Source organism: Streptomyces sp. NPDC048185 (genome assembly GCF_043202495.1).
GTDB lineage: Bacteria > Actinomycetota > Actinomycetes > Streptomycetales > Streptomycetaceae > Streptomyces.
The window spans coordinates 302,196-327,226 of the sequence record NZ_JBIDAN010000002.1 but is presented as its reverse complement, the minus strand read 5'-3'; the positions used below and the strand labels follow the sequence as shown (position 1 = coordinate 327,226).

The following is a 25,031-nucleotide window of genomic DNA, read 5'->3' as shown; positions in this document are numbered from 1 at the left end:
GCGCCCGTACTCCGCGCGGCCTCAGCCGCCGTCCTCCGGCACCCGCAGCCGGGCGCCCTGCCGCAGCAGCTCCCGCTGCACCAGCCGGTACGGCAGCCCGCGCGGACCACGCCCGTGCCGGACGGTCAGCGCCGCGCTGACACCGGCCGCGTGGCCGGTCGCCATGGCGATGGGCATGACCCGGTACGACGAGTGCGCCACGTGCGTCCCGGAGATGCAGCGCCCGGCCACCAGCAGCCGCTCGGTGCCCCGGGGGACCAGGCAGCGCAGCGGGATGTCGTAGAAACTCCCTCGCGGCACCCGCTTCAGGATAGTTCCGGAGCCGCGCGGATTGTGGATGTCGACCGGATAGGCGCCGTGCGCGACGACGTCCCGGAAGGTGCGCGCCGCCAGGATGTCGTGGCCGGTCAGCTGGTAGTCGCCGAGGACGCGCCGGCTCTCCCGCACGCCGATGTGGGTGCCGCTCTGCACCACGTACGACTCCTCGAAGCCGGGCACGCGGGTGCGCAGGAAGCGGTCGATCTGGCTGAGCTGGCGCCGCGCGGTGTACTCGGCGCGGGTGAGGTCCCACACGCTGGTGCCGAGGACGCGGTTCACCCGGGTGCTGTTCACGGCGACCTCGCGCGGGTGCGGGGTCGCGAAGAAGAGGATGTCCTCGCGCGGCAGCCGCAGTTCCCCCGCCGCCCTGGCCTCCTCGATCAGGTCCCACAGGCCGTGCACGCCGCGCCACTGGTCGGGGTGGGCGCGCACGTAGTCGGCGAAGTCGGGCCGCGCGAAGTCGGCGACGCGGAACATCAGCGTCATCGGCTGCACCAGCCCGTCCTCGGGCCGGCCGATCTCGTACGGCGCCCCGCAGGCGGTCGCGACGTCCCCGTCCCCCGTGGCGTCGACGACCACCCCGGCGTCGATCACCACCGGCCCCGACTTCGTCTCGAACACCACCCGCCAGCCGGAACCGTCGTCCAGCGGCAGCGCACCCGAGGCGAAGGAGTGGAACAGCATCCGCACCCCCGACTCGTCCATCATCTCCAGCAGGGCCAGCTTGAACAGCTCGGGGTCGAAGGGGACCGTGTACCCGGTTCTCGGAGACGGTGGGAGACACCCGCCGCGGCCCATCAGCCGGTCGAGCAGCTGCCACAGCACCCCCGCGACCACCGGCTCGCCCTCCCCGTGGTCGGTGGGCAGCAGGCGTGAGGTGTCCCCGGACTCCGTGAACGCGGCCTGCTTGTGCTCGTTGTGGAAGGACATCAGCGGCATCACCAGCGCCACGGTCGCGTTGCCGCCGAGGAACCCGTACCGCTCGACCAGCACCACGTCGGCCCCGGCGTCGGCCGCGCCGACGGCCGCGGCGAACCCGGCGGGGCCACCGCCCACCACCAGGACGTCGCACCGGCCCCCGTGCCGGGCGGCCCGTGGGGGCAGGGTGACCGTGCGGGGCTCGGGGGGCTCTTCCAGGACCGGCATCGCTCTCCTCGGGTCTCCTCAAGCTTCCTCGGGCTTCCTCGGGCTTCCTCGGGTCTCGCCGGGATCAGGCGTGCAGCGGCCGCGGCTCGGACCCGTGGGCCAGGGTCCCCGCCGCCCGCGCACCCGGGCCGATCCCGTCGAGCAGCGAGCCGCAACGCACACAGGTCTCCCGGGCCGCCGAGGACAGCTCCCGCATCCGGTCCAGCAGGTCCGCACGGCGCTGCGGGTACTCGTCCCACAGCCGGTCCACCTCCGCCAGCAGCAGTCCCGCCTGCTCCCGGGCCACGCCCACCAGGGCCGGTGCGCCGAGCCTGCGCGCGAAGTCGAAGACCTTGCCGGAGTAGGGCAGCGGCAGCACCGGCACCCCCGTGAGCGCCGCGAAGATCACGAAGTGCAGCCGCATGCCGACGGCCAGGTCCAGATGGCGCATGAAGCCGAGGATCTGCCCCGGGCTGTAGTCGCCGTGCAGGATCCGTCCCTTGTCCGGCGCGGTCATGTGGGACAGCACGGCGTGCGCGTGCCGCACGTCGTGCCGCTCCATCGGCAGGAACACCACGTGCGCGTCCAGCCGGCGCACCAGGAAGTCCGCGACGTCGGCGAGCAGCGCGTGGTAGTCGCCCTCGTCGAGCTTCTCGGCGGCCCGGCCCGGCTCCCGCACCGACATCCCCACCAGCCGGGCGTCCGTGCGGATGCCCTCGTCGCGCATCATCGCCTCGGTGAACGGCTCCGGACGCAGCAGCAGTGCCGGGTCGGCGGTGACGGTGACCTCGCGTTCCAGGCCGACCTCCTCCAGGACCAGCCGGGACTCCTCGTCCCGCACCACGACGTCGTCCATGTCCGCCAGCACGGTGCGCACCGCCTCCCGGTCCTCGGCGTCCGTCAGCGGGCCCGCGCCCACGGCGTAGGCGAAGGTGGGCACGCCCCGGGTCTGCGCGGCGCGCACGAGCCGCAGATACCGGCGGGCCTCGCCGTCGTAGAGGATGCCGCCGCCCCCGAGTACCAGCAGATCCAGTCCGGGCAGCACGTCCAGGACGTGGTTGCGGCTGACGCCCTCCCAGGGCACCACCTCGTCGGCGTCCCGGTGATGGCCGCGGGTGTGCTCGGCGTTCCGGCTCAGCACCACGAGGTGCGCGTCCGGCCGCTGGGCGCGCAGACAGGCCAGCACACAGGTCAGGATCGCCTCGTCGCCGGTGTTGAAGCCTCCGTAGGAGCCGAGTACGCCGATGCGCGGGCCCGGCCCGGCGGGGCGCGAGTGCAAGGGGGCAGTGGTCATCCGGGGGGCTCCCGTCGCGTCGGAGTCGGCCGGCCCGTCGGCCAGGGCATGCGGACGGACGTCGCCCGCATGCCGTGCCGAGTTGCCTGCCCCTCGGTCCGGAAACACCCTCTTGGTGCGGTCCTGTCCGGACTTGCCCCGGTGGCGTGCGGTTCCTCAGATGACGGCGTCCGCGCGCAGCGCCGCGATGTCGCCGGGGGAGCGGCCGAGTTCCGCGAGGATCGCGTCGGTGTGCTCGCCGACCCCGGGCACCGCGTCCATGCGCGCGGGCACCCCCGCGAGGTCGGCCGGCGGCAGCAGGGCCCGCACCGTGGCGCCGCCCGGCACCGGTACCCGGCGCCAGCGGTCGCGGGCCTCCAGCACCGGGTGGTCGAGGAACGCGGCGATGTCGTTGACCCCCGCGCAGGCGATGCCGAGGTGCCGCAGGTCCTCCAGGACGGTGTCGCTGTCCGAGCGGGCGATCCGGGCGGCGACGACTGCGTCCAGCTCCTCCCGGTGGGCGACGCGGTCGGAGCCGGTGGCGAACCGGGGGTCGTCCGTCAGCCCGGGCTGCCCGAGGAAGCCGGCGCACAGCGCGGCCCACTCGCGCTCGTTCTGCACGGAGAACAGCACCTCCTTGCCGTCGGCGGCACGGTAGGCGCCGTACGGGGCGATGGTGGCGTGCCGGGTGCCCAGGCGCGGGGGCTGGCTGCCGCCGTACTCGGTGTAGTAGGCGGGCTGGCCCATCCACTCCGCCAGGGCTTCGAACAGGGAGACCTCCACCGGGTGGGCCCGGCCGGTCGTGGCGCGGGTGTACAGGGCGGTGAGGATGCCGCTGTACGCGTACATCCCGGCGGCGATGTCGGCGACGGAGATGCCGGCGCGCGCGGTCTCCTCGGCGGTTCCGGTGAGCGACACCAGCCCGGTCTGGCACTGGACCAGCAGGTCGTACGCCTTCCGGTCGGCCCACGGGCCGCTGGTGCCGTAGCCGGAGACCGTGCACGGGATCAGCCGCGGGCAGCGCTTTGCGAGGGTCGCGGCGTCCAGCCCCAGGCGCCCGGCGGCGCCCGGCGCGAGGTTCTGCACGAAGACGTCGGCGTCGTCGAGGAGCCGGTGCAGGATCTCGCGGCCCCTCGGGTCCTTGAGGTCGAGGGTGAGCGACTCCTTGGACCGGTTCAGCCACACGAAATAACTGGAGTGACCGTGCACGGTCGTGTCGTAACGGCGGGCGAAGTCACCGTCGCCCGGCCGTTCCACCTTGATCACCCGGGCGCCGAGGTCGGCGAGCTGCCGGGTGGCGTAGGGCGCCGCCACGGCCTGTTCGAGGCTGACCACCGTGACCCCGGTCAGGGGAAGCCGCTGCACGCTCGTGTCTCCTGCCGCCGGACCGGGCACCCGCGGGCGGAGTGCTCCCGGCGGGCCTTGTGCGCTGATTTCTACGGCCCCCGTCCGGCGGATGTCAACGGCGGCCCGCGCCGGCGCCGACGCTCTCACCTGTACCTTCGCCGGCCGGCCCGAGGACCTCTCAACCGCCCGCCGGCCCCGAGGACGCGGGCGAGGGACCGCCGCGGGAGACGACGCGCGTGCCGCGGTCGTCGACGACCCGCGCCTGCAGGGACCCGCAGGCGCACCGGGTCCACACCGTGCCGCCCGCCCCGGTGGTGTGCGTCGACACCACCTGGAAGGGCTCGGCAGCGTCCGGCCACCCGCAGTGCGGGCAGAGAGCACCGGTCGTGCTGGGCATGGCGACTCCTTCGAGCATCGGTGGTACGCGGGGGGAGGTCCGGTGCGCGGCTGTCGACCGACCGCGCCACCACGGACAGGGTGCGGCCACGGCACCGTTCACGTCCAGGTTGACTTTCCGGACCGCACCGTGAAGCGTTGCCTTCATGATTGACCTGCGCAGGCTGCACGTCCTGAGAGCGGTCGCCCACTACGGCACGGTCACCGCGGCGGCCCGTGCCCTGCACTTCACTCCGTCGGCCGCATCCCAGCAGATCCGGCAGCTCGCCCGCGACCTGGACGTCGTCCTGCTGGAACCGCAGGGCAGGGGCGTACGGCTGACCCCGGCCGCCGAGAGCCTGCTCGCGCACGCCGACGCCATCCAGGCCCGCTGGGACGAGGCGGAACTCGATCTGCGCGCGGGGGAGGGGATGCCCGCCGGGCCGCTGCGGGTCACGGGGTTCCCGGTGGCCGTCTCGGTGCTGCTGGCGCCGATGGCAGCGCGGCTGCGGGAGCGGCATCCGCGGCTGTCCCCGCGAATCCGGGAGGCCGCCGTGACGGAGAGCTTCGACCTGCTCTTCGAGGGGGAGAGCGATCTGGCGGTGGTGGAGTCGACGCCCCACAACCCGCCGTCGTCCGACGCGCGCTTCGACCAGCGGCCGCTGCTGGACGACCCGTTCGACCTGGTCGTGCCCGAGGGTCACCCGCTGGCCGGACGGGGGCCGGTCGACCTGGCCGAGGCGGCGCGCGAGCCGTGGATCGCGCCGGTGCCCGAGAGTCCCTGCCGGCCGCACGTGATGTCGGCGTGCGGTGCCGCCGGGTTCACCCCCGACGTGGTGCACCACGCCCTCGACTGGAACGTCACCGCCCACCTCGTCGCGCACGGACTCGGCGTCGCGCTGATCCCGCGGCTCGCCCGCCCGGCCCCGGATCTGCCGATCGTCCGGGTGCCCTGTGCGGCCCGCCCGCACCGCACGCTGCTGACCTGTACGCGCCGCGGCGGCCACCGGCGCCCCGCGGTCGCGGCCGCGCTGGAGGAGCTGCGCGTCCTGGCGTCGGGCGCGGTGGCCTGACGCACGGCAGGACCGGAGCTCGGTGAGCTCCGGTCCTGCGTACCGACGGGGCCGGTCAGGCGGCGGCGCCCTCCGCGTAGCCGTGCAGACGGGCGACGACCTCGGTCAGCTGCGCGGCGACCTCGGCGTCGTCGGCCGGGTGGGTCTCCGCGAAGCGGGTGACCGAGCCCGGGATGGACAGCTTGATGTCCTCGATCACCTTGCCGCCGGCGATGCCCACGGACTTGCGGGTGTCGTCCTGCGCCCACACGCCGCCGTACTGGCCGAAGGCGGTGCCGATCACGGCGACGGGCTTGCCGTTGAAGGCGCCGGCGCCGAAGGGGCGGGACAGCCAGTCGATGGCGTTCTTCAGCACGGCCGGCATGGTGCCGTTGTACTCCGGCGAGAAGAACAGGAAGGCGTCGGCGGCCCGCGCGGCCTCACGCAGCTCGACCGCGGCGGCGGGGACGCTGCCCTCGACGTCGATGTCCTCGTTGTAGAACGGGACGTCGGCCAGACCCTCGAAGAGCTCCACCTCGGCGCCCTCGGGGGCGAACTTGACGGCCGCCTCGGCGAGCTGACGGTTGTGCGAACCGGCGCGAAGGCTTCCGACGAGGGCAAGGATGCGGACAGACATGAGTACTCCCACTGCTGGTGCTGGAACGGCCGGTGCCGAAACACCGCCGGAGCGATCCGGACCGAGGTCCGTTTAATTTCTAACATCCTAAGCGGACCGCGGTCCAGTTCTGTTCCCGATGCTTTACGCTGCTGTCATGTCCGCCGCCCCGCCGCCCTTCCCCAGGCCCCAGGAGACCGACGGCCCGCCCGAACTGCTCCAGCTCGGGACGGGAGCCGACGAGGACGAACCCTGCCTGCGGGCCGACGCCGCCCGTAACCGCGCCCGGCTGCTGGAGGCCGCCGCGCGGCTGGTGGCCGAGCACGGCGCGGCCGGCCTCACCATGGAGGCGGTGGCCGCCGCGGCCTCGGTGGGCAAGGGCACGGTCTTCCGGCGTTTCGGCGACCGCACGGGCCTGCTGATGGCGTTGCTCGACCACTCCGAGAAGAAGTTCCAGGCCGACCTCCTCGGCGGACCGCCGCCCCTGGGGCCCGGTGCGCCGGCCGTGGAGCGGCTGCGGGCGTTCGGCTGCGCGATGCTGCGTCGCAGCGGCGACGAACTGGCCCTGCAACTGGCCGCCGAACCGAGCGCGGAACGCCGTTACACCGCCGCTCCGAGACGCTTCCTGCGCGGCCAAGTGGCCCTGCTGCTGCGCCAGGCCGTCCCGGACGCGGACAGCGAGCTGTTCTCCCACACGCTGATGGCCTACCTCGACGCGGCCCTGATCCACCACCTCACCGAGCAGTGCGGGGTGCCCGTGGCACGGCTGGAGGCGGGCTGGCTGGACCTGGTGGCACGGCTGACCCGCACGGAGCCGCCGCGCTGAGCGCCCGGCCGTGGGGCCGGCGTGGGGTCAGGGGCGTGCCCGACGCGGCGCGCTCGTGCGGAGGGGGCCGCGCTCCCGACCCGAGCCGGCCGCGTCCCACCCTGGCCGATCGTCCGGGCCGGCGCTGTCGTGTCACCGTCGACGAGCGGGCTCGTCCTGGGCGGAGCGCGGACGTCCGTCCCAGGCAGCCGCCTCGTCCGCCGCACAGCGGCGCTTGTCCCGACGCCGTGGTGTCGTCCGCCGTGGAGCGGTGCTTGTCCCGACGCCGTGGTGCTGTCCGCCGTGGAGGGGTGCTTGTCCCGACGCCGTGGTGCTGTCCGCCGTGGAGGGGTGCTTGTCCCGATGCCGTGGTGCTGTCCGCCGTGGAGGGGCGCTTGTTCCGACGCCGTGGTGTAGTCCGCCGTGGAGGGGCGCTCGTCCGACTCCCTGGTGTCGTCCGCCGCCGAGCGGCACTCGTCTCGACGCCCTGGTGTCGTCCGCCGTGGAGCGGCGCTTGTCCTGTCCCGACGCCCTGGTGTCGCCCCCCGGCGATGCCGTCGTGTCGCCCGCCGCGGGCCGCGGTTTCGTCCGGTCCGGACGACCGTCCCCCGCTCGCGGGCGGTGGCCAGGGCTCTGCCAAGATGCCGTACGTCATGGTGCAGATACCGAAAACGCCCGCCCCCGCGGCCCCGGCACCGCACTCCGTCCCCACGAGTGCCGATGTGGCCCGCCTGGCCGGCGTCTCGCGCGCGACCGTCTCCTACGTCCTCAACAACACCGGCGCCGTGCGCATCAGCGAAGCCACCCGCCGCCGCGTCCACGAGGCCGCCCGGGAACTGGGCTACGTCCCCCACGCGGCGGCCCGTTCCCTGCGCGCCGGACACAGCCGCATGGTCCTGATGCCCGCCCCGGCCTTCCCCGTCGGCCCGCTCTACAGCCGGTTCCTCACCGAACTCCAGTGGGCGCTCGGCCGGCTCGACTACACCGTCGTGCAGTACGGCACCGCCGGCGCGCACGACGACGACGCGGCCCGCGCCTGGGCCGAACTGCGCCCGGTCGCCGTCCTGGTCCCCGGCTCGGGACTGGGCCCGCGCGGTGTGGAACTGCTCAAACGCTCCGGCGCCCGTGCCGTCGTCACCCTCGCGCCCGAGGCCGTCGAGGGCGCGCACGCCCTGCTCATAGACCACGAGGCCGTGGGCCGCTGCGCCGGACGCCACCTCCACGACCGCGGACACCGCCGGATCGGCGTCGTCGTCCCCGCGGAGGACGGCCTGGAGGTCTTCTCGGCGCCCCGTCTGAACGGGGTGCGCCGCGCCGTCGCGGGCACCGGCGCCACCGTCACGGAACTGCCGCTCGCCCACGACGAGCAGGACGCCGCCCGGCTGGCCGCCCGCTGGCCCTCCCTCGACCTCGACGCGGTGTTCGCGTACAACGACGAGTACGCGATGCTTCTGATGCGGGCCCTGCAGGACGCCGGCCTCGACATCCCCCGGGACGTCGCCGTGATCGGCGCCGACGACCTCATGCTCGGCCGCCTGCTCCGCCCCCGGCTCAGCACCGTCCACCTCGAACTGCCGTCCGGCCGCGACCTAGCGGCGCTGGTCGACCGCGCGGTCCACGACCCCGGCGCCGCGCCCGAGCTGCACACGGTGCTCGGCGCGAGGGCCGTGCACCGCGAATCGAGCTGAGCCGCCCGGCCCCTACTGGCCGCCCCGTCCCGCCTGGTCGCCCTGCTGCGCCTGCTGCTGGGCGACCGCCTTGCGGACCTCGTCCATGTCCAGGTTGCGGGCCTGCCCGATGACGTCCGTCAGCGCGGCCTCCGGCAGCGCGCCCGGCTGCGCGAACACGGCCACCTGGTCCCGCACGATCATCAGCGTCGGGATCGACTGGATCTGGAAGGCCTGCGCGAGCTCCGGCTGCGCCTCGGTGTCCACCTTGCCGAACACCAGGTCGGGGTTCTCCTCCGCCGCCTTCTCGTACACCGGGGCGAACTGACGGCACGGCCCGCACCAGGACGCCCAGAAGTCGATCAGGACGAACTCGTTGTCCGTGACCATCTGGTCGAAGTTCTCCTTGGTGAGCTCCACGGTGCTGCTCATGACGTGATCCCTCTTCCTGAGTGTCGGCGACAAGCCGTCGGCACAACGCGGACGATGGGACGGCTATTCCGCGCACGTACCCATGTGGCCCCGCCGCACACCACCCACCAGACTGGCCCCATGACGGAATCGGAATCCATCGCGTACGACGTCGTGGTGATCGGTGCGGGCCCCGTGGGGGAGAACGTCGCCGACCGCACCCGGGCGGCGGGACTGTCCACCGCGATCGTGGAGAGCGAGCTGGTCGGCGGCGAGTGCTCCTACTGGGCGTGCATGCCCAGCAAGGCCCTGCTGCGGCCGGTCATCGCCCACGCGGACGCCCGCCGAACGCCGGGACTGAGCCGGGCGGCGCAGGCCCCCCTCGACGCCGAGGCGGTCCTCGCCCACCGCGACGACTTCACCTCGCACTGGAAGGACGACGGCCAGGTCCAGTGGGTCGAGGGCATCGGCGCCGACCTGTACCGCGGACAGGGGCGCCTCGCCGGACCGCGCACGGTGGAGGTGACCGGCCCCGACGGCGCCCGCCGCACCCTCACCGCCCGGCAGGCCGTCGCCGTCTGCACCGGCACCCGGGCCGCCCTGCCGGACCTGCCGGGCCTCGACGGCGTACACCCCTGGACCAGCCGCGAGGCCACCAGCGCCCGCAGCGTGCCGGGACGGCTGATCGTGGTCGGCGGGGGAGTCGTCGCCGTCGAGATGGCCACGGCCTGGCAGGCCCTCGGCTCCCGGGTCACCCTCCTCGTCCGCGGCAAGGGCCTGCTCGCCCGGATGGAGCCGTTCGCCGGCGAACTGGTCGCCGAGGCGCTCACCGAGGCCGGCGCCGACATTCGCACCGGCACCTCCGTCGAGTCCGTCAGCCGTGAGAACGGCACCGTGGTGGCCGTCACCGGCACCGGCGACCGCATCAAGGCCGACGAGATCCTCTTCGCCACCGGTCGCGCCCCGCGCACCGACGACATCGGGCTGGAGACCGTCGGCCTCCGGCCCGGCTCCTGGCTCCCGGTCGACGACAGCCTCCGCGTCGACGGCCACGACTGGCTGTACGCCGTCGGCGACGTCAACCACCGTGCCCTGCTCACCCACCAGGGCAAGTACCAGGCGCGGATCGCGGGCGCGGCCATCGCCGCGCGCGCCTCCGGCGAGCCCGCCCTGGAGGCCGGGCCGTGGGGCGCGCACGCCGCGACCGCCGACCACGACGCCGTGCCCCAGGTGGTGTTCACCGACCCGGAGGCGGCCGCCGTCGGTCTCTCCCTCGCCGAGGCCGAAGAGGCCGGCCACCGCGTCCGCGCCGTCGACGTCGACCTGTCGACCGTGGCGGGCGCGGGGCTGTACCGCGACGGCTACACGGGCCGTGCCCGGATGGTCGTCGACCTTGAGGACGAGATCGTCCGCGGCGTCACCTTCGTCGGCCCCGGTGTCGGGGAACTGATCCACTCCGCGACCGTCGCCGTCGCCGGGCAGGTGCCGGTCAGCCGGCTGTGGCACGCGGTGCCGTCCTACCCGACGATCAGCGAGGTGTGGCTGCGGCTGCTGGAGGCCTACCGGGACAACTGACCGGTCCGGCAGCGGCGTTCGGGGTGAGCGGAACACCGCCGCCCCGGACGCCTCCACGCCCGGCAAGCAGTCTCTGACGTGTCGTCAGGGAAGGTCGAATCCCAGGGCGGCCGCCGCCCGCTCCGGTGTCGGCTGGGCCCACAGCCGCGCCATCGCCTCGCCGGACGCCAGGGACCGCGGCTCGGCCCGGTCCACGTACAGCGTGCCGTCGAGGTGGTCCGTCTCGTGCTGCACGATCCGGGCCGGCCAGCCCGCGAACACCTCGTCCACCGCGCGCCCGTGCTCGTCCCGCGCGACCAGCCGCACCTCGGCGTGCCGGGCCACCACCGCCTGCCAGCCGGGCACGCTCAGGCAGCCCTCGTAGAAGGCGGCCCGGCCCGCGCCGACGGGCTCGTAGCGCGGATTGACCAATACCCGGAACGGCTGCGGCACCCGCCCCCGGGCAACGCGTACCTCGTCCGGCACCGGCGCCGGGTCCTCGATCACCGCGATCCTCAGTCCCACCCCGACCTGCGGGGCGGCCAGGCCGACCCCCGGCGCCGCGTGCATGGTGACGCGCAGCGCCTGGACGAACCGCGCCAGCAGCTCGGGCTCCAGCTGCCCGTCGAAGGGCTCGGCGGCCCGACGCAGCACCGGGTCGCCGGCCGCGACGATCGGCAACGGGCCTCCGGCGGCGAGCAGTTCCTCGACCCGCTCGGCCAGTGACGCGTGCTCACTCAGGGCTCCCATCGCGCCAGCATGTCACGGCGCGGGCCCCCACGCACCGCCGCTCTCCGAGTGCACGACGGTGCCCGGCCCCCGTGGGGAACCGGGCACCGCGGCACCACCGGCGGGGCGCGCCGTTCAGACGCCGTCCGGGAACTCGCCCACGAAGGCGGAGGCGATCCGCAGGTGGGAGTCGGCCTCCTCCTGGCGGCCCTGGCGTTCGAGGGTGCGGCCCAGCATCAGCCGGGCGTAGTGCTCCACCGGATCCCGCTCGACGATGACCCGCAGCTCGGCCTCCGCGCGCCGCAGCTGCGCCGAGTGGTAGTAGGCGCGCGCCAGCAGCAGCCGGGGGCCGGTCTGCTCGGGCACCTCCTCGACCAGCCCGCCGAGCACGCGCGCGGCGGCGGCGTAGTCCTTGGCGTCGAAGAACATCCGCGCGCGCTCCCAGCGCTCCGCCGGCGTTCCGTGGTCGTAGTACGTCGTGTCCACTCGTGACCTCCTTCTGCGTACTCGGGAACCGGCCGTGTTGGTTGAATATTCCACTACCCTCTCCGAGGGGGTGGTGCGTACCGGGACCGGCCGGCGCCGCGCGTCCGTCCGGCGGCGGGGTGAAGGGGCCGACGACGGACTGACGCGGCGGGCCGCACGGGTCTAGGTTGGGCGGCATGAGCAATCTTGATCGCGAGGCGGTCCCCTCGGTGTGCGGCGGCCGCGGCTTCGTGGTGGCGGAGCCCGTGCGGGAACTCCTCAGCCCCCGCCAGGTCAAGCTCGGCGAGTCCACCGAGGTGCGCCGGCTGCTGCCCAACCTGGGCCGGCGCATGGTCGGCGCCTGGTGCTTCGTGGATCACTACGGCCCCGACGACATCGCCGACGAGCCCGGCATGCAGGTGCCGCCGCACCCGCACATGGGCCTGCAGACGGTGAGCTGGCTCCACGACGGCGAGGTGCTGCACCGCGACTCGACCGGCAGCCTGCAGACCATCCGCCCGCGCCAGCTGGGCCTGATGACGTCCGGCCGCGCGATCAGCCACTCCGAGGAGAGCCCGCGCTCGCACGCCCGCTACCTGCACGGCGCACAGTTGTGGGTGGCGCTCCCGGACGCCCACCGTCACACCGACCCGCACTTCGAGTTCCACGGCGACCTGCCGCACGTCACGGCCCCCGGCCTGACGGCCACCCTGCTCCTGGGCGAACTCGACGGAGCGACCTCGCCCGGCACGACGTACACCCCCCTGGTCGGCGCGGACCTGAGTCTCACCCGGGGCGCGGACGTACGCCTGCCGCTGGAACCGGACTTCGAGTACGCGGTCCTGTCCATGTCGGGAGAGGCCCACGTCGACGGCGTGCCCCTGGTGCCGGGCTCGATGCTCTACCTCGGCTGCGGCCGCCGCGAACTGCCGCTGCGGGCGGAGTCGGACGCGGGCCTCATGCTCCTGGGCGGCGAGCCGTTCGAGGAAGAGCTGATCATGTTCTGGAACTGGATCGGGCGCTCCCAGGAGGAGATCGAACAGGCCCGCCGGGACTGGACGGAAGGGACCCGGTTCGGTGAGGTGAAGGGCTACGAAGGGGCTCCGCTGCCAGCTCCGGAGCTGCCGGTGACGCCGCTGAAGCCGCGGGGAAGGGCTCGTTGACGAGGTCCTCGTCGAGCCACACCGTCGCGTTGGTTCGTCTGCCCAGAAGCCGGCTTCCTCCGGCCAACATCACCGGCCTGCCCGCCCTGTCCGTCCCGGTCGGATGGCGTCCGGCTCGGGCCGCGCCTACACCCGGGACGCCCTGCCAGGCGACCCGTACGGCAGCAACGCCGGTCAGTGCTCGGCCTACGCGGCCGAACAGATCAACATCATCCTCGCCCGTGCGGCTCGAGTGGCTGACGGGCGGGTGCGTCCGGTCGCCCGACGTCGTCCTTGGGGACACCTCACGCCAGACCTGCTACGCGGCGGGGCATCAGCCTCCGCTCGACCCGGCCTCGGCGGCCCCAGACCCACGGCACACCAGCAGCCCTGCACCTCGGACGCCCGGCGGCAGGCCGAGGTCGGCGAGTGCGGACCGACGAACGGTTTAACCTGAGGGCAGCCACAGGCGCCGCCGGCCCTGAAGAGGAAGCGCCCGAACAGGGAGAGGAAGAAGAGCAGTTGCAGGAACGACGAGCGACACTCGACTCGGTGGCAGCGCACGCAGGTGTCGGCCGGGGCACCGTGTCGCGGGTGATCAACGGCTCCGCCCGGGTCAGTCAGGCATCCCGCGAAGCGGTGCTGCGCGCCGTACGGGAACTGGGGTACGTGCCGAATTCGGCAGCCCGGGCCCTGGTGCGCCAGCGCAACGACACGGTCGCCCTCGTCGTCGCGGTCGATGAGGAACGGGTCTTCTGGGAGGAGCCGTACTTCTCGGCCATCGTGCGCGGGGCCACGGCGGGCTTGGCCGCGAGGGGTCTCCAGCTGCTGCTGGCAATCGCCCAGTCCCAGCAGGACCGGAACCGGCTGACCGATTTCCTGAAAGCCCGTCATGTCGACGGGGTGCTGCTCAGCTCACTGCGCGGTTCGGACCCGCTGCCGGGTGAACTGGAGCGATCCGGAATTCCCACCGTTTTAGTGGGCCGACCGGTCGGCTACGTCCCGAACTGGTCGGTCGACGTCGACAACGTGGACGGCGCACGGCTGGCCGTTCGGCATCTTGTCGAGCGCGGCCGGCGCAGCATCGCGACCATCACCGGTCCGCTCGACCTCCAGGCGGGCGTGGACCGACGCACCGGCTACCGCAGGGTGCTCCAGGAAAGCAGCCTGCACCCGATCGAGGAACAGGGCGACTTCACCCGCGCCTCCGGTGTCGCGGCCATGCACAAGCTTCTCGTGAACCACCCTGAGCTGGACGCGGTGTTCGCCGCCTCCGACAGCATGGCGACCGGTGCATTGCAGGTCCTACGACAGTCGGGTCGGCGGATTCCCGACGACGTGGCCGTGGTGGGTTTCGACGACTCCCCTGTGGCGGCGGACGCCGACCCGCCCCTGACCACCGTGCGGCAGCCCTTCGAGGCCATGGGTCAGGAGCTGGCACGTCTCCTGATGGCCCGGCTCGACAACGAGACCGCCGCGGGGGAGAAGTCGACACTCCGTTCCTCACTCGTCGTACGCCAGTCGTCCTGAGACGCCGCGGCTGCCGGGAACGCCTCGGCGGACGCCGCCGCGAGATGACTCCTTCTGGTGAGCCCTCTCCACCGGTGCATGAGTACCACGGCGTCCGTGTCGCTCTCCAGGGTTCCCGAGGCACGCCGATCGCTGACCACCGGTTGCTCAGCCGGAGGGCGCCACAGACCAAGGCGCACCAGCTCCTCTCCACGACCACGCACCCTGTGTCTCGACGCCTGTCCGGGCGCGCTGCAGAACGCCATGCCGCCGGGCAGCGAATGCCAGGTCACGCGTACGCCCGGCACCCGGACCCGGCGCCCGCCCCGCCGTTCCGGACCACCCCCGGACCACCGCCCGAGGGCCACACGCGTCGGGCCGGGCGACTCCGACTCAGCCGTGCACCTCCCGGTAGGCTGTGACCGCCCCGGGATGCAGCGGAACGGTGCCGGTGGCGATGAGGCTGGGTGCGTCGAGGAACTGGGTGCCCACCGACTCCCTCGGCACCAGACGGTCGGAGCGCAGCACCAGGATCCTGGTGACGGCCGCGGCGACGGCGTCCGGGAGATCGGGGCGGCACAACAGGAGATTGGCCACGCCGATGGTGGCGACACCGGCTGTGCCGCAGTAGGCGTTCGGTGGCACGGTCACCTCCTCCAGCCAGTCGTCGTCGTCCTGGCCGCCCAGGGACCGCAGCGCGGGCAACAGAGGCGCCAGGGGGAGGAGCCGGAAGCCGGGCCGGGTGCCCAGGTCCGACAGCAGTGGCAGGGGCACGCCTCCCGCCACGAGCAGCGCGTCGATCGTGCCGCCGCGCAGAGCACGTGCGGCCTCCGGCATCAGCAGATGACGGATCCGTATGTCCTTGCCCGGGATCAGGCCGGCCGCGCGCAGCAGTTGCCCACCGAGTGACGCCCCGCCCGACTCGGGCGCCCCCAACGAGATCGTCCGGCCGGCAAGTTCCGGGAGACTGCGGACGGGGGAGTCCGCGCGGACCGCCAGTTGCAGGTAGTTCTCGTAGACCCGCCCCAAGGCCCGCAGAGGCGTCCGGCCGCAGAACGGCGCGTCGCCCGCCATCGCGGCCCCCGCCGTGTGGGCCAGGGCCAGGGCCAGCTCGGCGCGACCGTCACCCAGCAGTTCCAGATTGGCGACGCTGGCCTGTGTGAACACCGGGCGGCATGCCAGGGGCGGGGACACCTTGGCGCACTCGGCGGCGAGGAGACGGCAGAACGCGGCGTAGAAACCACTCGGTTCGCCGGACGCGATGCGCAGAACGCCCGCGAGACCCGTGCCCGCGTGCCTCCCGTCGCCGGTCAGAGTGCTCAGCGCCCCGGTGGACACGGCCGCCAGACCGAGACGCAGCACCGGCCTTCGAGGGATCACCGGTACCGACCCTCCGGCCGGGCGCCGCCCGGAACCAGTGCCGACGGCTCGTGGCGTGTGCACGGCGCTCCGCTCTCGGATCCCACACCGGCCGACAGCGGACCGCACGGGCCCGGGCCGACCTGCGCTCCGCGCCAGGCAGCGGCCCGGGGCAGGTGGACCTTGACACTCAGCCCGTGCGGTTCGACGGTACTGAAGGCGATGCGTCCACCTCGCCCGGCGGCGATCCGCTCCACGATGGCCAGTCCCAGGCCACTGCCGCGCACGCCGCGGTGCCGTTCGCTGCGCCAGAAGCGGTCAGCAAGGTGGGCGAGTTCGTCCTCGGCCGGTCCCGGGCCGTTGTCACGGACTTCCAGCACCGCCCAGGGGCCGTCGCAGACGGTGTCGACCACGACCTCGGCGCCCCGGCCGGCGTACTTGATCGCGTTGTCCACCAGGACGTCCACCGTCTGGGCCAGCTCCGTCTCCGTGCAGGCCACCTCGGTGCAGGACGCATCGCGTGCGCGCAGTGACACACCGGCCCGGTCCGCCACCGGATGCCACAGCTGTACCCGGTACAGGGCGATCGCGGCGGCGTCACAGCGGGCCTCCCCCCGCGCGTCATCGACGGTCAGTTCACCGGCCCGCTGTTCCGCTGTGGCCAGAGCGAGCAGGTCATCGAGGAGGTTTTCCATGCGCTCCAGTTCGTTGGTCATCGCCGTGTAGGTGCGGTCGGCGGAGGAGGGCAGCCGTGCCCCGAGCGAGTCGACGCGTAACCGCAGCGCCGTCAGGGGGTTGCGCAACTGGTGCGAGGTGTCGGCCACCAGGCGCCGCTGCTGGTCCAGTGCGGCCGTGACGGTGTCGGCCATGCGGTTGAACCCGGTGACCAGCTTGCGCAGTTCGGGTGGCCCTCCGACCTGGGGGTGCTGGGGCGGGAGTCCCGCGGTGAGCTCTCCCACCGCCCGGTCGAGGCGGTGGAGCGGGCGCACCACCCAGCGGGTCGCTGCCAGCGCCAGTAAGACGCAGGCCCCGGCTACCAGGCCCGTGCCCATGAGAACGAGACCCCAGCGGACGGCGATGTCATGGGCGGCCGCGTCCACTGAGGCGCGTAGGACGACGGCGCCGGTCACCCGGGTTCCGCTGCCCGCCGGTCGTGCGTACAGACGGTCGTCCCGATCCCAGGGGTGCAGCGTGCTCGCGGGGGAAACGGGCTGGTTGCGCAGTGCCGCGTCCACCAGCCGGGCCACCGCCGGGTCGGACGCCCGCATACCGCCGGTCTGCACCACCGGCACCTGCCGGGCGTCGACGATCACGACCGCTTCCTCGTAGATCTGCGTGTAGCGAGTGGCCTCGGCGACCAGCGCGCTCGTGTCACCGCTACGCGCAGCCTGGTCCGTCAGCGTGGCGAACCGGTCGAGGTTGACGGAGCGGGCCCCGGTCAGCTGCTGAGTGCGTTCGGACGCGGTGGAAGTCATCAACGGCACGGTGAAGCCGGCGAGGGCCAGCACCGTGAACGCGAGCAGGGCAGTGAGGACTCTGGCGCGCACTGGAGCCTCCGTTTCGTCGCGGGTCCCTCAGCCACCGAAGCGGTAGCCGAAACCCCGGATGGTCGTGAGCAGGTCCGGACGGCCGAGTTTGGCCCGCAGTTGCGTGAGATGGACGTCCAGCGACCGGGAGACCGCCAGATACGCGTCGCCCCACACCTCGTCGAGCACCTGCTGACGGCTGACCGCCGTGCCCGCCCGCTCGGCCAGGACGGCCAGGACCGCGAACTCCTTCGTGGTCAGCCGGACTTCCTCGCCCGCGACAAACACTCGGCGGGCGGTGAGGTCGACCTCGACGTCCCCGGTGGTGACGGTGTGCGGTGCCGCGGGGCCCCGGTCCGGCATGCGACGGGTGACGGCGTCCATCCGGGCCATCAACTCCGCCACCCGCACCGGTTTGACCAGGTAGTCGTCTGCACCGAGGCGCAGCCCGCGCACCACCGAGCGTTCGTCCCCGCGAGCGGTGAGGATGACGACCGGCACGCCGCTCACCGCACGAAGTCTGCGCAGCACCTCCAGACCGTCGAGATCCGGCAGACCGAGATCGAGGAGCAGAAGGTCGACCTGACGGTGACGGGTGAGGACCGCTTGGCCCCGGCCCACCCGCATGGGCAGGTGACCGTGCTCGTACAGTGCCTCGGCCAGCGCACCGGCCACGCCGTCGTCGTCCTCGGCCAGCAGTACCCGCACCGTCCCCGCCTTCCGCCTGTCAGCCGTCACCGACGCCGCTCGGAGTCCTCGAGGACGACACGGCAATCTCCTCCAGCGGTGAGTCCGCCGACGTCTCACGCATCCGAGCGTAGACGAGCAACGAGATCACCACACACACCGTTACGTACCAGAAGAACCAGCTCTCGTGCCCGGCACGCTTGAACCACAGCGCGATGTACTCGGCGGTACCGCCGAAGAGTGCCACGGTCAGACCGTAGGGCAGACCCACGCCCATGGCCCGGATCGACGTCGGGAACAACTCGGCTTTCACGACCGCGCTGATCGACGTGTACAGGGAGGCGACGGCCAGCGGGACGACCATCAGCAGGAACGCCAGCAGCGGGTTGCTCGTCCGGGACAGCAGTGTCAGGGACGGTACGACCACGAGGGCTCCCAGCCCGCCGAACGCGAGCAACAGCGGGCGGCGCCCCGTCCGGTCGGACAGCCGGCCCATCACCGGTTGCAGGACCACGAAGACCAGGAGCGCGGAGAAGTTGATCCATGCAGCGGTCGGCTTGTCGATGCCGCTGGTGTTCACCATGAACTTCTGCAGGTACGTCGTGTACGTGTAGAAGAAAAGGGTTCCTCCCATGGTCATGCCGACCACCAGCAGGCACGGCCGGGGATGGGCGAGCAACAGTCGCAGGCTCCCGGGAGCAGGGTGGGCCCGGTGGCGCTCGGCCGCCGAGGCGCGCTTGAAGTTCTCCGATTCGTCCATCCCGCGCCGCAGCCAGAGGACGACGAGCGCCCCGACGGCACCTAGGGCGAAAGCGGCGCGCCAGCCCCAGGCCTCCATCTGTTCGGCGGACAGCAGCGCTTGCAAGGCGATCTGCACGGCGAGGGCCACCATCTGCCCCGCGATCAGCGTCACATACTGGAAGCTGGAGTAGTACCCTCGGCGACCGGGCGAGGCCACCTCGGACATGTAGGTGGCCGAGGTGGAGTACTCGCCGCCCACCGAGACGCCCTGCAAGAGCCGTGCGGCGACCAGAAGCACGGGCGCCGCGAGCCCGATGACGTCGTACGACGGAGTGAGGGCGACGACCAACGAGCCCCCGGCCATCAGCGAGATCGACAGCGTCAGCGCCGCCCGGCGTCCGTGGCGGTCGGCGTACCGGCCCAGCAACCAGCCGCCGACCGGGCGCATGAGGAAGCCCACCGCGAACACCGCCGCCGTGTTGAGCAGCTGGGCGGTCTGGTCGCCGGCAGGGAAGAACACCGCGGCGAAGTAGACGCTGAAGGCCGTGTACGCGTACCAGTCGTACCACTCGATGAGGTTGCCGACGGACCCGCGCACGATGTTGCTGACGGCCCTGCGCTCCTCGCGTCGCCTCTCGCCGGGCCTCGTGATCCTGGTGCCTGTCTCCAACAGAAACTCCCTCGGTGATGGGATGACGGTGTCGGAGGCACCAAGGTCCGAGGGAAGAACGCTTCGATCAAGCCACGGAACGCAGACCTTACAGTCCCTTAGGACGTGAATCCGGTAGGACGCGGAGCCGGCACGTTCCCGGCGCCCGCGACGCGTTTCGGACAGTTGTGGGCGCATGGGCGTGGAGAAAGCGGCGCCAATCCTGAAAAGGGCCCAGGTACGGCACAGTCCGTGTGTGTACCCAGGAGCTGGGAAAGGGCACTATGGGATCGGTAACGATCAATGGGGGGCCGGGGGTTGTACACAGGCATCGAACGGGGTTGTTGAGTGAAGGCTCTTCTGGTGGAAGACGACTTGGACGTGGCCGAGGCGCTGACGGAAGGGCTTGAGGACCACGGCTGGAGTGTCCAGCATCTCGCCCTCGGCCTGGAAGCGTTAGGCAGCGCCGATGCCGTGGACATCGTTCTCCTGGACCTGAATCTCCCGGATGTCGACGGTCTGGAACTGTGCCGTCGTCTCCACGAACGCACCCATGTCCCGATCATCGCGGTGACCGGCCGGTCCGACTCGTTCGACCAGGCGCTCTGCTTGCGTCTGGGCGCGGACGATTACATCGTGAAGCCGTACCGGCTGCATGAACTGCTGGCGAGAATGGCTGCCGTGCTGCGCCGCACCACCCAGTGGTTCTCGCCGGCAGGGACGGCCGGTTCCGACCCGGACCACGAGGCCGAGACCACGCCGCCGTCCGAGGTTCTCCGGCACGGGCCGCTGCGGGTGGACCTGCGGCAACGGGTCGCGACGGTGGGGGGCACGGCCGTGGTCCTGACGCGCAAGGAATTCGAGCTGCTCGTGCTGCTGGCCTCCTCGCCCGGCCGCGTCTTCACGCGCCAGTACATCGGGGAGACCGTGTGGGCGGACCAGTGGGTGGACAGTTCGCGCACCCTTGACTCCCACATTGCCGCGGTGCGCAAGAAAATTGGCCACCGCGACTGGATCGAGACGGTCCGCGGTGTCGGTTTCCGGTTCGTCGGTTCGCCCGCATAGCAGGGCGGCTGTTGCATGTGTTCCTTGAGCGGTCCTCGAGGAACACCGGACATCCTTCGGAGAAGAACTGGCGCGTGGGGGCGCTCTCGTCGCCAGAGTCCGTTCGTCGGTAGGAGGGCTACCCATGGAATCCGGACACAGCTTCACCGACCTGTATGTGGCCATTCAACAGTTCTACGCTGAACAAATGAGGATGCTGGACGGTGGAGACTTCGAGGGGTATGCGGCGACTTTCACGGCTGACGGAGAGTTCGCCCATTCGCCCGGGCGGCCGGCGGCCCGAACGCCTGCGGGAATCGCCAGGGAACTCCGGGAGTTCCACCGACGGTTCGAAGGCCGCCGGGTACAGCGACGCCATTGGTTCAACATGCTGGGTGTCGTGGACAAGGGGGACGGGACCATCGAGACCTCCATGTACGCACTGGTGGTCACCACTGAGGCCGACCGAGTACCGGAGATCGCTCCGAGTTGCGTGGTGAGCGATGTCCTCGCCTTCGAGGACGGACTGCTCAGGACGCGTTCCCGGGTGGTCGGGCACGACCACGTGAGGAGTCCGGACACGGCCGTCGCCGGCTGAGCGACGAGGTACCGGGGCATGAGCCGATCCGCGAACGCGGGGCGGCCGGAGCGTAGCGGCACATCGGTGGGGCGGCCTCACGGAGACCGCCCCTCGGTCGTGCGACGCTCGGCCCCGAGTCCCGAAGTCCCTCGTGTGCACTCCCCGAGCCGGGGGTCGCCACAACGAACGGATCCCGGACCGCGACCCACGGGGGCCGTCTCTCCGCCCGCACCGGTCGGTCTCACGCCTCGACGATCCGCCTCAGCCAGTTCAGGCGTGCCCTCCGGGCGTCCCGCGAGAGACGGGCCCGGGGGACGAGGACGTCGAAGTTGTGGAAGGCCCCGGGCCACACATGCAACTCCGCCTGCCCACCGGCCCGCCAGATGCGGTCGGCGTAGCCGACGCCCTCGTCACGGAAGGTCTCCGTGGAACCGACGTCGATGTACGCCGGTGGCAGTCCCGCCAGGACAGCGGCCCGGGCCGGTGCGGCGGAGGACGGAACGTCCGGGCCCCCTTGAGCCGGGCCGAGGAGGGCCTTCCAGCCCATCTCGTTGCTGACCCGGTCCCATACGCCCCGACCGGCCATCTGCCACCCGGACACACTGTCGTTGCGGTCGTCGAGCATCGGGCTCAGCAACATCTGCCCGGCCGGCCGAGGGCCACGACGATCCCGGGACAGCAGGGCGACGGCGGCGGCCAGACCGCCGCCGGCGCTGCGTCCCGCCAGCGTGATCCGACCCGGCTCGATCCCCACCTCATCCGCATGCTCGGCCGTCCAGAGCAGCCCGGTGTAGCAGTCCTCCACCGGGCCGGGGTGGGGCGTCTCCGGCGCCAGCCGGTACTCGACCGAGACGACCGCGAGCCCCAGCTCCCCGGCCAGGTCGAGGACCGCCGACAGACCGGACCTGTTGTGGCCGAAGACCATCCCCCCGCCGTGGATGTAGTAGATCACCCCCGTGGCGGCGGCCCGCTGTGCGGGCCGGCAGACGAGCAGCGGGACCGAGGGGCCGCCGGCCGGGGCCGGTGCCGATCGCTCCTCGAGGAGGAACGTTCCCGGACGGCTCAGCTCCTCATCCGTGGGTCCCCGGGAGCTGCGCCTGCGCAGTTCCGGGATCATCCGGCTGGTGACCGAGGGCGGTACGGACGCGGTCAGGGAGGGGAGCGCAACCGCCAGCTCGGGGTCGAACGGCGGTGGCGGCCCCGCCTCGGCAGTGGCGCGGCGGTCGGCGGGCGCAGACATCGGAACACTCCTGGGAAGGCGGCTCTTATTCCATGAGGTAGTCGCCCGGATCGACGGCACGGGTGAGCTGCCAGTACTCCAGAGCGGAGAACGGCCAGTTCTGGGGCGAGCGGCCCTGGTCGTTGACGTACCAGGTCCGCACGGAGGTCCAGCCCCAGGCCCGTTCGCGCGTGGCTCCGTCTATCCAGGCGTTGTAGCGGTCGTGCACATCGCGTCGGACCTCCATGCACGGGCGTCCAGGTTCGCTGAGGCGCCGCAGCGCGTCCAACAGGTAGGTCACGGCGCATTCGGAGAAGAAGAGAATGCTGTTGCCCTGTCCCACGAGGTTGGTGTTGGGGCCGTACAGGCAGAAGAAGTTGGGAAAACCGGGGACGGACATGCCGAGGTAGGCCCGCGCGTCGCCGTCCCAGGTCTTGTGCAGATCGGCGCCGCCCCGGCCGGTCACGGACATCGGCTCAAGGAAGCGATCGGCTCGGAAACCGGTGCCGTAGATGATGACGTCCGCCGGGTACCGGGTGCCGTCGGCGGTGCGCAGCCCTCCCGTGTCGATCCTGGTGATCGGGTCGGTGACCAGCGTGACGTCGTCGCGTTTGAGCGTGGTGAACCAGCTGCCGTTGTCTCTCACCACGCGCTTGGCCCCCACGGGGTAGCCAGGGACCACGCGGGCCAGCAAGTCGGGCGCGTCCGACAGTTGGGTCCGCATGGCGGCGACCAGCGCCGCCCGGACGCGCTCGTTCTCCGCGGACACGGCCCGTTCCGATACCGGGTATCCCGAGTCGACCACCCAGGGAGCGCCCTGCAGCCCGGGAGCCGCGAGCACGAGGCGGTACCACATGGCGTAGTGAGGAACGTGCCGAAACAGCCACAGGGCGCTCTTGGACATGCGCTTGCCGTAATCCGGGCTGGGGCGCATCCACGGCGGGGTCCGCTGGAAGACCAGCAGTTCGCGCGCTGTCCCGGCGATCTCCGGAACGAACTGGAAGGCGCTGGCTCCGGTGCCGACCACCGCGACGCGCTTGCCGGCAAGGTCCACGGACGCGTCCCAGCGCGCCGAGTGGAAGGCCGGCCCGGCGAACAGGTCACGCCCGGGGATGTCGGGAAGCCGAGGCCGGTTGAGCTGACCGACCGCCGTGACGACGGCACGGGCGCTGTCCCGTACCCGGCCCTGGTCCGTCCGCACCTCCAGGGCCCACTCGCGCCGCTGTTCGTCCCAGTGGGCCGCCGTCACCTCGCTGCGGAACCGGATGTGCTCGTAGAGGCCGAACTCCTCGGCGAACCGGCGGAAGTAGCGGAGCAGCTCCTCCTGGGAGCAGTAGTGTTCGGGCCAGTCGGTCCGGGTGGCGGACGCGAAGGTGTACAAGTGGCTCGGAACGTCCACCCGGCAACCGGGATACACGTTCTCCAGCCACGTCCCACCGACGTCCGCGTTCTTCTCGTACACCACGAACGGCACCCCGGCCTGTGAGAGGCGACGGGCCGCGAGCAGTCCGCTGGGACCCGCCCCGACGACGACGACCCGGAAATCCCGGGCCGCCGCCGCGTCCAGCCTCCAGTGCGGGGCGCCAGGGTCCGAGCCCGGCGGCAGCACCTGCTCCTTGAGCAGGGGCATCAAGTCCGTGGTGTCTCGGCCCATGAGCCATGAGCTGACGGCATGCAGCAGGCCGGGACCGGGTGGCGAGATGTCGGCAGGGGCACCCCGGTCCCGCAGGTCGCCCAGCACGCGCAGGGCCCTGGCCAGCACGGCGTCCCGCCAGGCGGGTGACAACCCGCCCTGTTGCTGGTGCAGCCAGTCCCGCCCCGTCGTGCCGTTGGGCAGCAGGGAGAGATCGCCGGTGAGGTGAACCAGAGTCGAGACAAGAGCGGGCAGGTCCGCTTCGCGCAGGCACTCAGTCAACTCCTCGTCGTCCAGATCGATCGGGTCGATCGGTCTGCTGAAAACCATGGTGGTTCCTTCCTGTGCCACCTCGCCGGCGATGAGGGCTCAGTAGTTGCCCAACCCGCCACAGACATTCAGGGCCTGGGCCGTGACCGCCGACGCGCCCGGACCGATGAGGTACTCGACCATGGCGGCGACTTCCTCGGGGAGGACGTATCGGCCGATCGGCACCCGGTTCGTGATGCGTTCGAAGGTCTCCTCCTCGGAGACGCCCCAGATGGTCGCGTAGTGCGTGCGCACGCGTTCCGCCATGGGCGTCTCCACGAAGCCGGGGCAGACCGCGTTGACCGTGATGCCGGTGCGGGCCAGCTCCAGACCGAGTGCTTTGCTGAACCCGACGACTCCGTGCTTGGAGGCGGAATACGGTGCGGCGTGCACCACTCCCTGCTTGCCGCCGGTGGACGCGATGTTGACGATGCGCCCGGTGTTCTTCCCCAGCATGCCGCCGCTGGTCAGCACCTCCTTCGTCATGAGGAAGACACTGTTGAGATTGGCGTTGATCACGTCGTACCAGAGCTCGTCGGCCAGCTGGGCCGTGGCGCCGCCGCCGCTGCGCCCCGCGTTGTTCACCAGCACGTCCACCGGTCCGTGGCGCTCCACGGCCGAGGCGACGAACCGTCGCACGTCCTCGGGCCTGGTCACGTCGCACGTCTCCCCGTCGGCGTCCACCCCCTCCTCACGTAGGGCCTTCAGCGTGGTGTTGAGCCGCTCCTCGCCACGCGAGCAGATGTACAGGCTCGCGCCGTCGCGTCGGCCGAGCTGTCGGGCGACGGCCTTGCCGATGCCGCTCGTGGCACCGGTCACCAGGACCACTTCTCGCTGCTGTGCACTCATGGTTCCTCCGTCCTTCGGTGGAGTGTTCGGTCGGGAGAACGCGGGCG

At 72.1% G+C, this 25,031-nt stretch carries 23 protein-coding genes and 1 pseudogene; 9 read left to right on the top strand and 15 right to left on the bottom strand.

Going from position 1 to position 25,031, the window contains the following annotated elements:
• Nucleotides 1-21: 21 nt before the first annotated feature.
• From ACGF3H_RS07460 to ACGF3H_RS07445, 4 genes are all read right to left on the bottom strand, one after another.
• Nucleotides 22-1,464, bottom strand: a complete 1,443-nt coding sequence (locus ACGF3H_RS07460) for an FAD-dependent oxidoreductase (RefSeq protein WP_362492656.1) — start codon at nucleotides 1,462-1,464, stop codon at nucleotides 22-24.
• Nucleotides 1,465-1,528: 64 nt separating this feature from the next.
• Nucleotides 1,529-2,737 carry a polysaccharide pyruvyl transferase family protein gene (locus ACGF3H_RS07455; RefSeq protein WP_362492659.1) on the bottom strand — a complete coding sequence of 403 codons (1,209 nt, stop codon included), beginning with the start codon at nucleotides 2,735-2,737 and terminating at the stop codon, nucleotides 1,529-1,531.
• Nucleotides 2,738-2,893: 156 nt separating this feature from the next.
• The gene (locus tag ACGF3H_RS07450; RefSeq protein ID WP_362492662.1) at nucleotides 2,894-4,081 is read right to left on the bottom strand and encodes a CaiB/BaiF CoA-transferase family protein; all 1,188 of its coding nucleotides are present in this window, start codon (nucleotides 4,079-4,081) and stop codon (nucleotides 2,894-2,896) included.
• Between the two features lie 160 nt (nucleotides 4,082-4,241).
• Nucleotides 4,242-4,460 carry a hypothetical protein gene (locus ACGF3H_RS07445; protein WP_362492665.1) on the bottom strand — a complete coding sequence of 73 codons (219 nt, stop codon included), beginning with the start codon at nucleotides 4,458-4,460 and terminating at the stop codon, nucleotides 4,242-4,244.
• A 145-nt stretch (nucleotides 4,461-4,605) separates the two neighbouring features.
• Between ACGF3H_RS07445 and ACGF3H_RS07440 the strand changes: the two genes are divergently transcribed.
• Nucleotides 4,606-5,511 carry a LysR family transcriptional regulator gene (locus ACGF3H_RS07440; protein WP_362492668.1) on the top strand — a complete coding sequence of 302 codons (906 nt, stop codon included), beginning with the start codon at nucleotides 4,606-4,608 and terminating at the stop codon, nucleotides 5,509-5,511.
• 55 nt (nucleotides 5,512-5,566) lie between these two features.
• Here the strand turns inward: ACGF3H_RS07440 and ACGF3H_RS07435 are convergent, their stop codons facing one another.
• Nucleotides 5,567-6,127 carry an NAD(P)H-dependent oxidoreductase gene (locus ACGF3H_RS07435; RefSeq protein WP_362492671.1) on the bottom strand — a complete coding sequence of 187 codons (561 nt, stop codon included), beginning with the start codon at nucleotides 6,125-6,127 and terminating at the stop codon, nucleotides 5,567-5,569.
• 136 nt (nucleotides 6,128-6,263) lie between these two features.
• Here ACGF3H_RS07435 and ACGF3H_RS07430 point away from each other — a divergent pair, with 136 nt between their 5' ends.
• Both ACGF3H_RS07430 and ACGF3H_RS07425 read left to right on the top strand, forming a co-directional pair.
• Nucleotides 6,264-6,932, top strand: a complete 669-nt coding sequence (locus ACGF3H_RS07430) for a helix-turn-helix domain-containing protein (protein ID WP_362492674.1) — start codon at nucleotides 6,264-6,266, stop codon at nucleotides 6,930-6,932.
• A 632-nt stretch (nucleotides 6,933-7,564) separates the two neighbouring features.
• Entirely contained in the window at nucleotides 7,565-8,599 is a 1,035-nt protein-coding gene (locus ACGF3H_RS07425) for a LacI family DNA-binding transcriptional regulator (RefSeq protein WP_393816463.1), read from the top strand.
• Between the two features lie 12 nt (nucleotides 8,600-8,611).
• Here ACGF3H_RS07425 and trxA read toward each other — a convergent pair whose 3' ends face one another.
• Nucleotides 8,612-9,010 (bottom strand): thioredoxin, encoded by a 399-nt coding sequence (gene trxA / locus ACGF3H_RS07420; protein WP_362492679.1) that lies wholly within the window; start codon nucleotides 9,008-9,010, stop codon nucleotides 8,612-8,614.
• A 120-nt stretch (nucleotides 9,011-9,130) separates the two neighbouring features.
• On the opposite strand from trxA, the gene ACGF3H_RS07415 reads away from it, so the two are divergent.
• Nucleotides 9,131-10,564, top strand: a complete 1,434-nt coding sequence (locus ACGF3H_RS07415; protein ID WP_362492681.1) for an NAD(P)/FAD-dependent oxidoreductase — start codon at nucleotides 9,131-9,133, stop codon at nucleotides 10,562-10,564.
• A gap of 84 nt (nucleotides 10,565-10,648) precedes the next feature.
• Here ACGF3H_RS07415 and ACGF3H_RS07410 read toward each other — a convergent pair whose 3' ends face one another.
• Nucleotides 10,649-11,293, bottom strand: coding sequence for a peptide deformylase (locus ACGF3H_RS07410; protein WP_362492684.1), 645 nt, complete (start codon nucleotides 11,291-11,293; stop codon nucleotides 10,649-10,651).
• Between the two features lie 114 nt (nucleotides 11,294-11,407).
• Entirely contained in the window at nucleotides 11,408-11,758 is a 351-nt protein-coding gene (locus ACGF3H_RS07405; protein WP_362492686.1) for a tetratricopeptide repeat protein, read from the bottom strand.
• A 176-nt stretch (nucleotides 11,759-11,934) separates the two neighbouring features.
• Here ACGF3H_RS07405 and ACGF3H_RS07400 point away from each other — a divergent pair, with 176 nt between their 5' ends.
• From ACGF3H_RS07400 to ACGF3H_RS07390, 3 genes and pseudogenes are all read left to right on the top strand, one after another.
• Entirely contained in the window at nucleotides 11,935-12,900 is a 966-nt protein-coding gene (locus ACGF3H_RS07400) for a pirin family protein (RefSeq protein ID WP_362492688.1), read from the top strand.
• 103 nt (nucleotides 12,901-13,003) lie between these two features.
• Nucleotides 13,004-13,336: pseudogene (locus ACGF3H_RS07395) on the top strand (hypothetical protein); the annotation flags it as partial.
• Between the two features lie 95 nt (nucleotides 13,337-13,431).
• Nucleotides 13,432-14,409 carry a LacI family DNA-binding transcriptional regulator gene (locus tag ACGF3H_RS07390; RefSeq protein WP_393816474.1) on the top strand — a complete coding sequence of 326 codons (978 nt, stop codon included), beginning with the start codon at nucleotides 13,432-13,434 and terminating at the stop codon, nucleotides 14,407-14,409.
• Nucleotides 14,410-14,781: 372 nt separating this feature from the next.
• Here ACGF3H_RS07390 and ACGF3H_RS07385 read toward each other — a convergent pair whose 3' ends face one another.
• From ACGF3H_RS07385 to ACGF3H_RS07370, 4 genes are read right to left on the bottom strand one after another with little or no spacing between them, the layout of a single operon-like run.
• Nucleotides 14,782-15,768, bottom strand: a complete 987-nt coding sequence (locus ACGF3H_RS07385) for a TAXI family TRAP transporter solute-binding subunit (RefSeq protein WP_362492694.1) — start codon at nucleotides 15,766-15,768, stop codon at nucleotides 14,782-14,784.
• Entirely contained in the window at nucleotides 15,765-17,294 is a 1,530-nt protein-coding gene (locus tag ACGF3H_RS07380) for a HAMP domain-containing sensor histidine kinase (protein WP_362492697.1), read from the bottom strand. The genes ACGF3H_RS07385 and ACGF3H_RS07380 overlap by 4 nt, the downstream gene beginning before the upstream one ends.
• Before the next feature lie 27 nt (nucleotides 17,295-17,321).
• The gene (locus ACGF3H_RS07375; protein WP_362492700.1) at nucleotides 17,322-17,981 is read right to left on the bottom strand and encodes a response regulator transcription factor; all 660 of its coding nucleotides are present in this window, start codon (nucleotides 17,979-17,981) and stop codon (nucleotides 17,322-17,324) included.
• Nucleotides 17,982-18,000: 19 nt separating this feature from the next.
• Nucleotides 18,001-19,371, bottom strand: coding sequence for an MFS transporter (locus ACGF3H_RS07370; protein ID WP_362492704.1), 1,371 nt, complete (start codon nucleotides 19,369-19,371; stop codon nucleotides 18,001-18,003).
• A gap of 342 nt (nucleotides 19,372-19,713) precedes the next feature.
• On the opposite strand from ACGF3H_RS07370, the gene ACGF3H_RS07365 reads away from it, so the two are divergent.
• Both ACGF3H_RS07365 and ACGF3H_RS07360 read left to right on the top strand, forming a co-directional pair.
• Nucleotides 19,714-20,415 (top strand): response regulator transcription factor, encoded by a 702-nt coding sequence (locus ACGF3H_RS07365; protein WP_362492707.1) that lies wholly within the window; start codon nucleotides 19,714-19,716, stop codon nucleotides 20,413-20,415.
• A gap of 124 nt (nucleotides 20,416-20,539) precedes the next feature.
• Complete coding sequence (locus ACGF3H_RS07360) at nucleotides 20,540-20,992, top strand: nuclear transport factor 2 family protein (RefSeq protein WP_362492709.1); 453 nt, start codon at nucleotides 20,540-20,542, stop codon at nucleotides 20,990-20,992.
• Nucleotides 20,993-21,215: 223 nt separating this feature from the next.
• Here ACGF3H_RS07360 and ACGF3H_RS07355 read toward each other — a convergent pair whose 3' ends face one another.
• From ACGF3H_RS07355 to ACGF3H_RS07345, 3 genes are read right to left on the bottom strand one after another with little or no spacing between them, the layout of a single operon-like run.
• Complete coding sequence (locus ACGF3H_RS07355; RefSeq protein WP_362492712.1) at nucleotides 21,216-22,214, bottom strand: alpha/beta hydrolase; 999 nt, start codon at nucleotides 22,212-22,214, stop codon at nucleotides 21,216-21,218.
• Nucleotides 22,215-22,239: 25 nt separating this feature from the next.
• Nucleotides 22,240-24,156, bottom strand: coding sequence for an NAD(P)/FAD-dependent oxidoreductase (locus tag ACGF3H_RS07350; RefSeq protein WP_362492715.1), 1,917 nt, complete (start codon nucleotides 24,154-24,156; stop codon nucleotides 22,240-22,242).
• Between the two features lie 39 nt (nucleotides 24,157-24,195).
• Nucleotides 24,196-24,984 carry an SDR family NAD(P)-dependent oxidoreductase gene (locus ACGF3H_RS07345; protein WP_362492717.1) on the bottom strand — a complete coding sequence of 263 codons (789 nt, stop codon included), beginning with the start codon at nucleotides 24,982-24,984 and terminating at the stop codon, nucleotides 24,196-24,198.
• Nucleotides 24,985-25,031: the final 47 nt, after the last annotated feature.